The 13,718-nt window shown below is 69.2% G+C and carries 10 protein-coding genes and 3 pseudogenes; 8 read left to right on the top strand and 5 right to left on the bottom strand.

Annotated elements, in window-relative coordinates; translation table 11 throughout:
* The first annotated feature begins 84 nt into the window (after positions 1-84).
* From SCAB_RS38445 to SCAB_RS48815, 4 genes are all read left to right on the top strand, one after another.
* Complete coding sequence (locus SCAB_RS38445) at positions 85-1,149, top strand: AAA family ATPase (RefSeq protein WP_013005436.1); 1,065 nt, start codon at positions 85-87, stop codon at positions 1,147-1,149.
* Positions 1,150-1,234: 85 nt separating this feature from the next.
* Positions 1,235-4,324, top strand: coding sequence for an FxSxx-COOH system tetratricopeptide repeat protein (gene fxsT / locus SCAB_RS38440; protein WP_013005435.1), 3,090 nt, complete (start codon positions 1,235-1,237; stop codon positions 4,322-4,324).
* Between the two features lie 87 nt (positions 4,325-4,411).
* On the top strand, positions 4,412-4,960 hold the full coding sequence (locus tag SCAB_RS49480; RefSeq protein ID WP_106437339.1) for a winged helix-turn-helix domain-containing protein: 549 nt from the start codon (positions 4,412-4,414) through the stop codon (positions 4,958-4,960).
* 180 nt (positions 4,961-5,140) lie between these two features.
* Positions 5,141-5,374, top strand: coding sequence for a transposase (locus SCAB_RS48815; protein WP_013005433.1), 234 nt, complete (start codon positions 5,141-5,143; stop codon positions 5,372-5,374).
* A 245-nt stretch (positions 5,375-5,619) separates the two neighbouring features.
* On the opposite strand, the gene SCAB_RS38425 is transcribed toward SCAB_RS48815, so the two are convergent.
* Entirely contained in the window at positions 5,620-5,970 is a 351-nt protein-coding gene (locus SCAB_RS38425) for a YybH family protein (protein ID WP_037722863.1), read from the bottom strand.
* 242 nt (positions 5,971-6,212) lie between these two features.
* Entirely contained in the window at positions 6,213-7,025 is an 813-nt protein-coding gene (locus tag SCAB_RS38420; protein WP_049875807.1) for an MBL fold metallo-hydrolase, read from the bottom strand.
* A gap of 91 nt (positions 7,026-7,116) precedes the next feature.
* Here SCAB_RS38420 and SCAB_RS38415 point away from each other — a divergent pair, with 91 nt between their 5' ends.
* Complete coding sequence (locus SCAB_RS38415; protein WP_013005430.1) at positions 7,117-7,491, top strand: winged helix-turn-helix transcriptional regulator; 375 nt, start codon at positions 7,117-7,119, stop codon at positions 7,489-7,491.
* A 140-nt stretch (positions 7,492-7,631) separates the two neighbouring features.
* Here SCAB_RS38415 and SCAB_RS48810 read toward each other — a convergent pair.
* Positions 7,632-8,089: pseudogene (locus SCAB_RS48810) on the bottom strand (NF041680 family putative transposase); the annotation flags it as partial.
* A 50-nt stretch (positions 8,090-8,139) separates the two neighbouring features.
* Positions 8,140-8,560: pseudogene (locus SCAB_RS45650) on the bottom strand (transposase); the annotation flags it as partial.
* 1,076 nt (positions 8,561-9,636) lie between these two features.
* Between SCAB_RS45650 and SCAB_RS38405 the strand changes: the two are divergent.
* Positions 9,637-9,942, top strand: coding sequence for a transposase (locus tag SCAB_RS38405; RefSeq protein WP_013001075.1), 306 nt, complete (start codon positions 9,637-9,639; stop codon positions 9,940-9,942).
* On the top strand, positions 9,939-10,832 hold the full coding sequence (locus tag SCAB_RS38400; RefSeq protein ID WP_012998008.1) for an IS3 family transposase: 894 nt from the start codon (positions 9,939-9,941) through the stop codon (positions 10,830-10,832). The genes SCAB_RS38405 and SCAB_RS38400 overlap by 4 nt, the downstream gene beginning before the upstream one ends.
* A 220-nt stretch (positions 10,833-11,052) precedes the next feature.
* Here SCAB_RS38400 and SCAB_RS38395 read toward each other — a convergent pair whose 3' ends face one another.
* Entirely contained in the window at positions 11,053-12,894 is a 1,842-nt protein-coding gene (locus SCAB_RS38395; RefSeq protein ID WP_013005428.1) for a TerD family protein, read from the bottom strand.
* A 326-nt stretch (positions 12,895-13,220) separates the two neighbouring features.
* Here SCAB_RS38395 and SCAB_RS49475 point away from each other — a divergent pair.
* Positions 13,221-13,568: pseudogene (locus SCAB_RS49475) on the top strand (LysR family transcriptional regulator); the annotation flags it as partial.
* Between the last annotated feature and the right edge of the window lie 150 nt (positions 13,569-13,718).

Here is a 13,718-nt window from a genome sequence, read left to right as displayed (position 1 = left end):
AAGGATGAAGGTCCGTGAACCTCCGCCGGGACGGCGGAAGCGGACGCGCCACCATGCCACCGGCAGGGGGAGGAACCCGTGAGCGTGCCCACCTCAGACAGCAGCGCCACCCGTGAGTGGCGTGTCTTCCGCGGCGACGGCGTCCCCCGCCCGGACGGAGCGGCAGAGCTGCCCCCCGCGCCGCCGTGGCGCACCTTCCACGGCGGGCCGCCGCTGCCGCCGCCGTTCCAGGAGGGGCGCGAGACGGACCGCAGGCTGGGCGCGTTCGCCCACACCGCGCCCCTGGGCGAAGCGGCGCTGAACGTGGTCAACGCGGCGCTGTGTCTGCGTCGGCCTCTCCTGGTCACGGGTCCGCCCGGCTCCGGCAAGTCGACCCTGGCCTACCACATCGCCCATGAACTGCAGCTCGGCCCCGTGCTGTACTGGCCGGTCAGCAGCCGCACCACTCTCCAGCAGGGCCTGTACGCCTACGACGCCATCGGCCGCGTACAGGACACCGCCGTACTGCGGGAGTCCACGAGGTCGGCCACCGCAGCGGCGCCGGCCGCTGATCCCCGTCACCTCGCCGGGCCCCACTCCATCGGCGACTACCTCGTCCTCGGCCCCTTGGGCACCGCGCTCCTGCCTCATACGCGGCCCCGTGTCCTCCTCGTCGACGAGTTGGACAAGAGCGACATGGACCTGCCCAACGACCTGCTGAGCGTGTTCGAGGAGGGCGCGTACGTCGTCCCCGAGCTGGTCCGGTCACGCGAGAGGGAGGTGTCGGTGCTGACCGAGGACGCCCTTGGCAGGGCACCGATCACGGAAGGCAGGGTGCAGTGCCGGGAGTTCCCCGTCGTGGTCGTCACCAGCAACGGCGAGCGGGAGTTCCCCCCGGCGTTCCTGCGGCGCTGTCTGCGGCTGGAGCTGCCCATCCCTGGTCTCGACGCGCTCGCCACTATGGTGGCGGCCCACTTCTCCACCCGGGTCGCCGAGGAGGCCCGGGACGTCATCGCGGCCTTCCATGAGCGCAGCGTCGCCCACGGGAGTCTGGCCATCGACCAGTTGCTCAACGCCGTCCATCTCCTGACTCAGGGGAGTCCGCCCCCGCGGGACGGTCGCTGGGACGAGTTGATGGCCTCGGTCTGGCGGCGGCTGAACGACTACTGACCGATACCGTCCGCGCCGGCGCCGACCGCCCGGCAGTCGCGGAGCGCCCTTGATCAACGGATCCATGCAGCCCGGGAGGCACACGGTGGACGAACAGCAATCCGTGCACCCGGACGGTCTGACGGCCACGGAGATCGCCGACCTCCTGTGGCTGGCCTCGCTGGCGGGACCCCGGGGAGGCGCGGCACCCGACGGTTCGGAGGCGGACACCCCCGTTCTCCCCGACACCGAACGACCGCCGCCGGCCGAACCCACGGCGCAGGAGCACCTCCGGGACGGCGTACCCGAGCCTCCGCTCCCCGGGCGGGACGACCAGGCATGGAGGTCTTCCGCCGCCGCCCCTCAACCGGCGCCCCAGAGCGGCACACCCGCTGACCGGGCCGAGGTCCGGCACCGACAGCAGCTCGCCGGGCCGCTCCCACTGCCACCGCAGCGGGCTCTCGCCGACCCTCTCCTAGTGGAGCGCGCGTTGCGCCCTCTGCGCAGGCGGGGCATCTCCGCCGCGACGACGGAGATGCTGGACGAGGAGGCAACCGCCGAGCGCGCCGTCGAGGGGGGCCTGTGGCTGCCGGTGTTCCGTCCCGCGTACGACCGCGCTTGGACCGAGGTGGTGCTGCTCGTGGACGACAGCCCGACCATGGTCCTGTGGCGGGACAAGGTCCGGGAGTTCACCGAACTACTCTCCCGCGTCGGCGCCTTCCGGTCCGTGCGCACCGTTCAGCTGATCACCGGCCCCGGCGACGGATCCGGCCCGGACGGCGCGCCCGCCGTGCCCATGCTTCGCTCACGCTCCCGTGATGTGGACCCCCGTGCCCTCGGTTTCCCGGCCAGCAGCAGGCTCATGCTGGTTCTGACCGACGGGCTCGGTCCCGCCTGGCTCAGGGGCACCGTGACGCCCTTGCTGCACCACCTCGGCCGGCGGCAGGCGCTGGCCGTCCTGCAGGTGATGCCGTCCAAGCTCTGGCCTCTCACCGGGGTGTCCACCGCTCTGGTGCACCTGCGCGCCCCTGCCGCACTTACGAGCAACGCCGCCCTGTACTGGTCCGATGACGGGCGGCGACTCCCCGACCTGCGGGAGCCCGGTGAACGGGAGGCCATCCCGGTGCCGGTGCTGGAGATCGACGGCGGCGGGCTGCACAGCTGGGCCCGGCTGATGGCGGGCATGAATGTCAGTGCCACGGAGCTGCTGCCGGTGATGGCGGCCACCCGTGAGGCGCCCCTGGACCCGCCCGCGGCGCCCGCCCTTCTCGAGGTCACGGGCGCTGACATCGTGCGGCGCGCCCGGGCCGCCCTGTCACCGACCGCGTTCCGGCTGGCTGTCCGTCTCGCCCCGGTGCCGCTGACCCTCCATACCGTGCGGCGGGTACTGCCGGGCTCCGGGCCGGAGGAGCTGGGCGAACTTCTCGCCTGTGGCCTGCTGCGGTACGTACCGGAGCCGGTCGAGCGTACGGCTGAAGCAGACACCGCCCACTTCCCGTTCGACTTCAAGCCGGGTGTACGGGAGGAACTGCTCGCCCACGGCACCCTCCGGGACACCACTCAAGTCGTGCGCGAGGTGAGCCGCTCGATGCCCGTCGAGCTGTGGAGCGACGGGCAGCGCTTCCTGATCGACACGCTCGACGGACGACAGCCGCCGGTGCCCGAGATCACCGACGGCAACCGGGAGTCGGTCACACTCGCGGCAACAGTGCTGACGGCACTGTCGGGCCCGTATGGCGCCACCGTACGGCGCACCCGGGCGGCGCTTCAGAGGGAGCAGGGCTCCGCTGTCCCCGACGGGGGGCCACAGACGACGATCTCCCGACCGGGCCGCCCAGCCGCGGAATCGGTCACCCCCAGCCTGGACGCGCCGGAGCCGTCACCCGCGTCCCTCCCCCGGCCCGAGCACCGTCTCGCGTCCACGATCTGGGGTGAAGTGCCTCCCCGCAACGTGCATTTCACCGGCAGGCAGGACCTGCTGGACACCTTGCACGGCCTGCTGGCCCCCGGCCGGTCGATGGAGGCGGCCCATGTGCTGACGGGCCTGGGCGGCGTGGGCAAGACCCAGCTCGCCGTCGAATACGTCTACCGGCACAGCTCCGAATACGACCTCGTCTGGTGGATCCGCGCCGATCGGCCCTCGACGATTCCCTCAGGCTTCCACGACCTGGCCAGGGCGCTGGGCCTGCCGCTCACCCCCGAGACCGCCCGCCACGAAGCAGTGTCCGTCGTACGGGAAGCGCTGCGCGCCGGTGACCTGCGGCGGAGGTGGCTGTTGGTGTTCGACAACGCCGATTCCGTCGAGGAGGTCAGGCCCTTCCTCCCTCTAGGCGGCCCGGGGGCCGTGCTGGTCACCGCGCGTTCGCCGCAGTGGGCGCATGTCGCCCGGACGCTGGAGGTCGACGTGTTCAGCCGAGACGAGAGCACGACATTGGTACGCCGCCGCAATCCCCGCCTCGACGAGCACGAGGCCGACGCGCTGGCCGAGACGTTGGGCGACCTCCCTCTCGCCCTGGCGCTGGCAGTGGCCTGGTTGCTGGACACCGGGATGCCGGTGAGCGAATATCTCGCGCTGTTCCAACGGCAGCTCGCGGCGCTCCTCGACGAGACACCTCCGTACGACTACCAGCACAGCGTCAGCGCGGCATGGAACCTCTCCCTGGACCGGCTGCGGGAGGAGAACCTCACAGCCGTAGAACTGCTCCACGCCCTCGCTTGGCTGGCTCCCGAGCCCGTGCCGACGTCGGTGTTCCGCCACCTCGACGGCGACCACGCGCCGGCGGGCGGTTTCCTTGCGGTCTCCCGGGCCGTACGCGAGATCAACCGCCATTCCCTGGCCCGTATCGACCACCGCACCGGAACCATGCAACTGCACCGTCTGCTGCGTATGGTGTTGCGCTCGTCCATGTCGGACGGCGAGCGCGAAACCTCGCTGCGGACGGCCCGCTCACTCGCTGCATCGCTCCCGCCCAGCCCGTCCCGCACCGCCCATCTGTTCGCCTGCCGGGCCTTGGAGTCCCAGGACTCCAAGGTGCGGTCCGCGCTCCTGGATCAGTTGCGGTGGCTGGCGGCGGAGGGCCTGACGCGTGACGAGCACCGCTTGGCCGACGCGGTGCACGAGGAATGGTCGCGCACGGACACGACGACTCCAGCCGAACTGACCGAGCTGGCACGCCACCTTCCATTCCCACCGTGACCGACAACTGGCCCACGACGGGGCGTCCAGTCGCCCGCCCCACATGTGCCCGCACTCATCCTACTGATCTTTTCGTAAGTTCGATGGGTGTGCCGACCTTGCGAGTGGGAGGCTTTCGGGGTGGCTTATCAACCCTCGCCTTCGGCTGCCGGCTCGTCTCTTCCTCCCTTGTCGCGGCCTCAGTTGACAGAGGCACGGCGCGTTCGGGCGGTCGAGTTGTTCGAGGAGGGCGCCTCGAATGCGGCGATCGCGCGGGCGGTGGCTGTGTGTGCCGAGAGTGTGCGACGGTGGCGTCGAGTATGGGAGGAGGGCGGCGTTTCGGCCCTGCGGCGGCGTGCGGCCACCGGTCGCCCGCCCAAACTGGACGACGCCCAGGTCGAGACGGTCCGGGCCGCGTTGGCGCGAGGAGCTCAGGCTCATGGTTTCGAGGCCGACCTGTGGACCCTGGAGCGAGTCGGCCTGGTCGTCGAGCGGGTGACGGGGGTGTCGTTGTCGAGGGCGTCGGTGTGGCGTCTGCTGACCGGTCGGCTGGGGTGGAGTCCGCAACGTCCCGAGCGGAGGGCGGTCGAGCGGGACGAGTCCGAGATTGCCCGCTGGATCGCGCACGAGTGGCCGCGCGTCAAAAGGGGGCGATGAACACACGTGCCTGGATCGTGTTCCTCGACGTATCGGGCGTTTCCTTGCTCCCCCAGATCCGCCGAACCTACGCACCCCGCGGCCGGACCCCACTGCTGCGGCACCGCCTGAACTGGAAGCGGGCGTCGATGGCCGGGGCCCTGGGCTACCACTCCACCGACCCGAACGCGGGGCCCGCCTGTGCTTCCACCTCAGGCCCGGCAGCTACGACACGCCCTCATCGAAGCCCTCGAGCAGATGAAGGCGTTCTACCGGGGCGAGCAAGTGGTGCTGGTCTGGGACGGCCTGTCCGCCCACTGGAGCCGGGCGATGCGCGCCTGGGTCGCCGAGCAGGACTGGCTCACTCTGGAGCGATTACCCGCCTACGCCCCCGAGCTGAACCCGGTGGAACTGCTGTGGTCCTCGCTCAAGTAACGCGAACTCGCCAACGTCGCCGACGCCACCGAGCAAGGCATCCACCGCATCAACCACAACCCACAACTGCCATGGTCCTTCCTCGCTCACATCGGCCTGACCATCCATCCAGCACACCCACCGAACTTACGAAAAGATCAGTAAGACGCCGGAAAGCGAGCGGCGGCCGCATCGAGAACGTCGATGCGGCCGCCGCTGCCGTGGCGAGGTTCCGTCGCCCGACTGTGATGCCGGGATGACGAGGATCAGACGCCGTAGGGGTTGTCGATGATGTAAACCCAGTCCCCCTCGCTCGTCCTCCTCATCACCTCGACCGCCTTTCCTTCCACGGTGCCGCTCTCGCTCGTGATCCGCCAGGACGGCTGGACCATCGCCAGGTCGCCGTTCTGATGGACCGACGTGGCCACCACCTGCATGGTGCTGGGCGAGGCGAGGTAGACCTTGAGCGCTTCCTTGATGCTTTCCCTGCCATAGACCGGCTGCTGTCCCGGTCCAGGTACGAACATGGCGTCTTCGTCGAACAGGGAACCCAGTCCGTCGAGGTCCCGGTCCTTGAGGTACTGGGCGAAGCGCTCGTGCACGACTTCCGGCTTCATGTTCTTTCCTTTCTTTCCTTCGTTGCGGACGGGCGGTCCGGCTACAGGCCGATCCAGGTAAGCCATTGACCCGTGGTTTGCGACGTCAGCCCCAGAAGCTGCCGGGCGCTGTGGTGCGAGCTGATGGCGTCGTCCGGCACGGTGGCGAGGCCCTCGTGCAGTGCGGTGATCGCAACGCCCCCGCGTCTCCGGCGGCGCAGAAGGGGCGGGCCGGTGTGCCCGCGGCGGCCCTGGGTGAGGTGTCAGAGGGTGCGCGGGTACGGCAGGGTGATGGGCTCGCCCGGGGTGGGCCAGTTCAGCGGGACGCCGACGGCGTCGAAGGTCTGCTGGACGTGGCCGCGGTCTTCGGTGTAGTGCGCCCAGCCCTCGGCGTGCACAGCCACCACGAGGGGGTCGCCGAGCAGGCGGCGGGCCTCGACGGCCTGGACCGCGGTCAACGACAGCCGTACGTCACCGAATGCCTCGAAGCCGGCCGCGCCCAGGTGCAGCAGCGCCACGTCGATGCGGTACCGGTCGGCCAGGGCTCTCATCGCGTCCAGGTCGACGGTGTCACCGGAGACGTACACGCTCGGTGTGGAGCCGTCGTCGGTGTGCAGGAGGAAGCCGGTGACCGGACCGGTGAGTTCCTCGGTGCCGACGGGACCGTGGCGGGCGGGGACCGCGGTGATGTTCAGCGGCGTGCGGCCCGGCATCGACAGAGTCCGGGTCTGCCAGGTCTCCAGGCCGACGGCCGCACCCCCGAGATCGGTGGCGCCGGCGACGGTGGTGAACACCTGCGAGGCGCCGGAGGCCACCGCACGCCCGGCGGTGTCGAGGTTGTCCAGATGCCCGGTGTGGCTGACCACGACGGCGTCGAGAGCGGGCAGTTCCCCGGGCTTCAGTGCCGGGTCGGCGGTCTTGCGCACCGGGACCGGGCCGTCCTGGTACTCGGTGCCGGCGGCGTCGAAGGTCGGGTCTGTCAGCAGCGTCCAGCCGGCCAGGCGGATCAGCGCGGTGGGGCCGCCGAGCACCGTCACGGTGTTCGCGTCACGGGTCACGGCGTCGTCGGTTGCCACGGGTTACTCCTTGACGATCAGGGGTTGGTCCTCTCACTCTGACCGAGTTACTTTCTCCTGGGAAGTACATACCTTTAGGTGAGGTGAGCACGTGCAGGAAAGCACGCGAGGCAACGTCCGTAATCCCGCCTGCCCCGGCAGGGAGCTGTTCGACCTGGTCACCGCCCGGTGGGCCGCCCTGGTCCTGGTCGACCTCATGGACGGCCCGCAACGCTGGTCCGAGCTGCGCCGGAGTGCCGGCGGCGTCAGCGACAAAATGCTCGCGCAGACCCTGCGCGACCTCGAAGCCGGTGGCCTGATCACCCGCACCGTGCACACCAGCCGCCCACCGACGGTGCAATACGCCCTGACCGACCTCGCCCGCGACGCCACCCCCGCACTGCAACACCTGCAGAACTGGGCCGAAGAACACACCCACGACTACGACCACCACCGACGCACCCACACCACCCACCCGAAGCCCTGAAAAGGCAGGCCCGGTGTGCGCACGTCACCGTGCTTCCACCGTAGGAGCGAGAGCCCCGACCGGTATGAACGGCATGCACAGCTCAGGGCGCGACTCGCCGTCGCTGACGGTAGATGCGCAACGGCTTCCGAGTTGGTTCTTCAACGTCTGAGTGGGTTTCGTTCGATGATGCTCCCGGGTCGTTTCACGGTCTTGCCCATGTCGTAACGGGTGGCGGGCCGCCGGTTCTTCGAGCAGTGGGCTTCCTGGTCCGGGTGTTGAGGATTTCGGTGCACGGGCCGGACGAGTGAAGTGCGGGCGGAGTTCTCTGAACCCCCGGCGCACTCGGGCCGGGTGAGCCCGCCGGGCTCGGCGGGCTTCTCCCACGGCCGTCGCAAGTCGGCGGCGGCCCTCCGTAGGAGCCGGATCCGGGTGTGCGCGGCGATGATCAGCCGGGTCCAGCGTTCGCCGACCTCGGGGGTCCGCAGCCTCGGTTGGGTCCACCCGGTCTGTTTGATCTGTCTGAGGTGCTCGAAGCGAATCACCTCAGGAACGCCTGCCAGCGCACGTCGGCGCCCTCGCCAATCAGGCCAGTGGCGGACGACCACAGCCGGAGCGGGAAATGAACTGCGAACGGCCCATCCGGTATGCGTACGCAGCTCTGAGAGTAGCCATGGCGCTGACCCGGGACTTCGAAAGCTGGGTGATCCCGAGGGACTCGGCGAGTTTCTCGAGCCTGCGGTTGCTGACGCCCAGCAGGTAGGCGGTCGCCACCACCGAGATCAGGGCCTGCTCCGCCCGCCGCCTGCGTTCGAGAAGCCAGTGCGGGAAGTAACTGCCCTGGCGCAACTTGGGGACGGCGAGTTCGACCGTTCCCGCCCGGGTGTCCCACTCGCGCGGGCGGTAGCCGTTGCGGTGGTGACGCGGTCGTTGCTGACCTGCCCGTGTTCCGCGTTGCAGAGGGCGTCGGCATCCGCGGACATGAGCGCGTCGGCGAACGTTATGACCACCGCGCGCAGCAGATCGGACTCGCCGCGGCGAGGTCGTCCTCGACGAGGGCGTGCAGGGGCAGACTGTCTGGTGCGGTCATCGTGCTGATCTCCTTCGAACTTCGACATCTCGAAGGAGATCAGCCGGTGGCCGTTCTCATATCCGCCAGGCCGAACACCCGGATCAGGTGGGAGCCCCTGCACCACTTCCCGGAGGGCAACCGAACGTGTCGTCGTGTCCCGCGTCGTGGCGTAGCCGATCTCGGTCCGTTGCCTCCGCTTCGGAGCTGTCCGGTACATCCCGCCGCGGTCCGGCGTGCGATTGCTGCTGATCCCGGCTCGGCGAGCCCCAACAGGGCCTCCGACGAGGGCGATTCGTGTCGCGACCTGCGGATTCCGTCAACATGATCGGCTACTCCACTCGGCAGGACGCCATCGTTTCGAACCGCAGGTCACGAAGATTCAGCGTCCCGCCCAGCGCGTTTCTGCTCAGCCCAAGAAGCTCAGCCGAACCTGACGGTCGGGATTGTCCTTGTTGGTGTGCACCAAACTCCGTTAGGGCAACCGCAAAGTAGCGAACAAGTCGCCGCGGCGCGGCTTTGCCCTTGTCTGTGTGCAGAGATGGTGCGGGGAGAAGCGTTGGTCTGGGGCGGGTTGAGGTCGGGCTTCTCCCTGCTGCGCAGAGCGGTACCCCTGTCCGTCTCCCACGGGGGCAGGGGCCACAGTCCGGCGGTAACACCACCGTAGGTGATGCAGGGAACCCCGGAGGTACACGCGGCTGTCGAACCGATCCCACGCCCGAAAGGTCCCGTGAACACGACTTGCACCATCGATGCTGCCGCAGTCGCCCTACAGTGCGGCGTCTTTGACGGTGGTCTCCCGATCTCGTCCTCGTCGGGGTCACTCACGATCACGCGCCCTTCGGCCACTAGTCGTTCGACGAGTTCAGTCGCCTTCGCGCGTCGCGCACGCGCGAAGGGGCGCTCGCTGTACGAAGTCGGCCCAGTCGATGGCTTGCCGCCTGTCGCGTCCGCAGCCGCACGCTTTGCGTGGACGCGATGCTCGGGGTGGTGGCCGTTCCGCAGATAGAATGTCCCTGCCTCGGCGACCTGAAGCTTCCCCTTGATGTTGGACACCTGGAGACTGGGACATGAGGTTCCAGAGGAAGTAGTGCCAGGTGGGAAGTAAGAGCAACCGCAGCAGGCGGTACTCGGAGGAGTTCAAGCGCGACGCGGTCGCGCTGGTCCGGTCCTCCGGCAAGACCGTCACCGAGGTGGCTCGGGAGATCGGGGTCAGCTCCGAGGGGCTGCGGAACTGGGTCAAGCAGGACACGATCGACCGCGGGCAGGGGTCGCCGGGTGAGCTGACGAGCGCGGAGCGGGAAGAGCTGCGTCGGCTGCGGAGGCAGAACCGTGAGCAGGCCGAGACGATCGAGGTGCTGCGAAAAGCGGCGGTCTTCTTCGCGAAGGAGAGCGATCGATGAGCGAGGTGTACGCGTTCATCGAGGCGGAGAAGACCACCCACAACGTTGCTCTGCTGTGCCGGCTGCTGAAGGTGGCCCGGTCCTCCTTCTACGCCTGGCTGGCCGGCGAGCCGGCCCGCGCCGCCCGCCGGGCCGCCGACGACGCCCTGGCCCACGAGATCACCGTGTTGCACATAGCCTCCCGGTGCACCTACGGAGTGCCGCGTATCCATGCCGAGTTGCGCAGGATGGACCGGCGGGTCAACCGCAAGCGAGTGGAGCGGATCATGCGTGAGTGCGACATCACCGGGGTCACCCGGCGCAAGCGCCGGTCGCTGACCCGTCCAGCGAGGAAGGCGGTGCCCGCTCACGACCTGATCGGCCGTGACTTCACGGCCGCCGACCCGGGGCGGAAACTGGTCGGTGACATCACCTACATCCCCACCGACGAGGGCTGGCTCTATCTCGCGACCTGGCTGGACCTGGCCACCCGCGAGATCGTCGGCTACTCGATGGCCGACCACCACCGCGCCTCTCTGGTGGTCGACGCACTGACGATGGCCGCCGGACGTGGTCGGCTACAGACCGGCTGCATCGTGCACTCGGACCGCGGAGCCGAGTACACCTCTGACGAACTCCGCCGGGAAATAAGCAGGTTGGGCCTGCGGCAGAGCATGGGCCGAACCGGCTCGTGCTACGACAATGCCGCCGCCGAGAGCTTCTTCGCGCTGCTGAAAGCGGAGATCGGCACCCGCCGCTGGCCCGACCGGACCACTGCCCGCGCTGAGATCTTCGCCTTCATCGAGACCTTCTACAACCGCAAGCGGCTGCGAAGGCATCCAGTCTGGGGCTACCTCACCCCGCTGGAGACCCGTCAGCGACACGAGCAAGAGCATGCCCTCGCAGCGTAAGCCTCGAGTGTCCAGCATCACGGGGAAACTTCAACCTGTAAATGCGCTCCGTCTTCGCCACGCTGGATCGCCAACAACCCTCGATCACGCAGCCCATAGGCCGACCGCCACTCACCCGGCTCCCAGTCTCCGAAGTCCCCTCCGTCGGCAAGTCGACGAAGATGTGCGTGCTGCCGTTCGTTCAAGGGGGACCAGCGGCTCCGCCAGAGAGACCTGTCGGCTATTCCGCGACATCGACACCGTAGCCGCGAGCGAGGTCCGCGAGGCCGTGGTCGTACCCCTGTCCGATGGCACGCAGCCGCCAGCCCTCTCCTCGCCGGTAAAGCTCGGCGAGGATCATGGTGCGCTCCGTGGTGGCGGCATCCAGGGTGGCCCGCGCGGTCGGGGCCGCGCCGATCCCGCGGGCGGCGGTGATCTCTACGGCCCCGACATCGGCGAAGGTCGCGGCGCCGTCGATCGCGGCGGCGATAACAACCCGGTGGACCTCCAAGGCCAGCCGCTCCAGGTCGGCGGTGACGGCCTGCTCCGTCGGACCGTCTGTGGCGAGCCGTACGGTGCCATCGGGATGCTCGGGCGCGCCGTAGAAGACGAAGTCCTCGTCTCCAGCCACCTGTTCGCCCGCGTCGACCGCGAAGGCGACGACATCCACGTCACACGAGGTCTGCTGACGCCACGCGGCGGACACCGTCCAGGCCGTGCCGGTGTCAGGCAGATCGAGGACGGCGCCTCGCACGAGGACCGCCGCCGTGTCCGGCCGGTTTCCTGCCGCGTCCCGGGCGGGCGAGGGAATCGCCGTGGTGGTGGGCGCGAACAGCCAGTCGGCGTCGTACACGCGCAGGCCGAGAGCGGCGATACGACTCATGCGCCGGTCCGCCTCCCCGCCGGGCAGCACGACGACGTCGGACACGCTGGCGGAGAGGTTGACCGCCACGGAAGCTCCCAGGGCGACAGCACGCGCGCGTGCCTTCGCGGCCTCATCGTGCGTGCCGCCCAGGACCAGGACCCTGCGGCCCGTGAGCGGCTGATCCGCAGTGATCGCGGATTCGGTCGGTGCGGCAGTCCGCTGGACCGGGACAGCAGGCGTCGGCGCGGGCGGTGCGGTGGGCGCGCCCGCGGACGTCTGCGCAGCGGAGCGCTGCCGGGCAACGCTTTTGGCCTGGCCGGGCTGCAGGATCTTCAGCAGCCGCAGATAAGTCGGCTCGTCCACGAGGGGGACCCCCTCGTCCGCGGCTCGCTTCAGCTTGGCAGATCCAGTGCCGGGGGCGTTGGTCACGACGACGCTGGTCTGGCCGCTGACCGAGGTCATCATGTTGAGCCCGGCCGCCACCGAGCGGGCGACGAGTTCCTCACGCGAGACCCTGGTGTCGCCGGTGATGGCGACCTTCATGCCCTGCACCAGCGGCCCGCCAGGTGCCATTCGGCCCGGATTGCGGTACGCACAGGGTGTCTTCGGCACGTACGGCCGGTAGTCCTGGCGAGGCGGACACCCCAGGACGGGCAAGGCCAGGCCCAGTTGCTCGGCAGCGCTCAAGGAACCGCGCAGGATGCCCGAGAGCACCCGTACATCGTCCTGCGCGTCGTGGGCCTTCTCCTGACGCACACCGTAGTGCGCGGCGAGCGTGCCCAGCTTCAGATCGGGCGTCGCGGGCCCGACCAGACGGTTGAGGGCCAGCGTGCACAACCGCCTGCTCACCGGCGCCCAGGAGCGGACCTGGGCGAACTCGTGAGCCAGGAAGTCATAGTCGAACTGCGCGTTGTGGGCAACCAGGACGCGGCTGCTGAGAAGTGCCCCCACTTGCGGGGCTATCTCCTCAAAAGCGGGCGCGCCGGCGAGACGGTCCGCAGTGAGGCCGTGGACGTGCACCGGGCCCGGATCGCAGTCTGGGTTGAGAAGGGTCGAGAACTCCCCTGTCTGATTGCCCTGTGCGTCCAGGGTGAGGATCGAGAGCGAGAGGACACGGTCCCGGCCCGGTCTCAGCCCGGAAGTCTCCACGTCCACCAGCGCCCAGTCATGGAGGTAGTCGGGCAGGGTGGGCCACTTCGGACTCGACAACAGGACCATGCGGGGCTCCCCCTCCCCTGGCGCGGCGGGTGGTACGCCCCCTCCACGGTGATGATCGATCTGTGGGATTTTCGCATGCAGCGAGCGCCGTTCGTGATGGTTCCGTTGCGGAGAGCAAGTCTGGTTCAGTGCCTTGCCCGCTGACGGTCATGGCCGAACCCGTTCCGACGTCGGCGACGCCAAGGTCAGGGAGTCGTCACCTACCTGCCGGGAGGGGTTGAACTCGTCGACTTGGCAGAGCAGCCGGACGCCGAACGCGGCGTGGGTGATCGCACGGCGGGCCGACCCTTCACCACCGGCAAACTCCGGTCATTGAGTTAGCCGTTCTTATCCGGCTACCGCCGAACTCCACCTCCGGCGCCCATTTGGACACCGTCTTCACCGAAAGGGGGATCCGGACCGGCTCGGACACAAGTGTCGCCGACTGGGACACGGCCCTGCTCCTTGCCGAACTCGGCCTGGGCCACGCCGTCGTCCCAGCCGTACCGGGTCTATCGAAGCCTGGTGATGCCAGCTCCCTGCGTCTGATGCCCATCCCATGCCCAAGGTCTCGGCGGAGTCGTCGTCGGTGGACGCGCCTGCGCGGCCGCAGGCCACGGCAAGGGCGCCTCTGCCGACGGCTGGGTTTCGCACAGCCCCGGGGCCACGTGTCGGGGCCCTTCCCCGGCCCATGAGTTCGACGTACTTCTCGCCCCGCTCCTCGCGTGCCCTACCAGGGGCACCACGGGTTCGCCGAACTCGTACCACCGCGTTTCATGACCCGGGATACCGCGCCTACGGGTGTGGGACGCTACGGATCGGCACCACCGGGCTCCTCGTCGTGG

Origin of the sequence: Streptomyces scabiei 87.22, from assembly GCF_000091305.1 — a bacterium.
GTDB lineage: Bacteria > Actinomycetota > Actinomycetes > Streptomycetales > Streptomycetaceae > Streptomyces > Streptomyces scabiei.
This window is presented reverse-complemented; position numbering and strand designations above follow the sequence as displayed.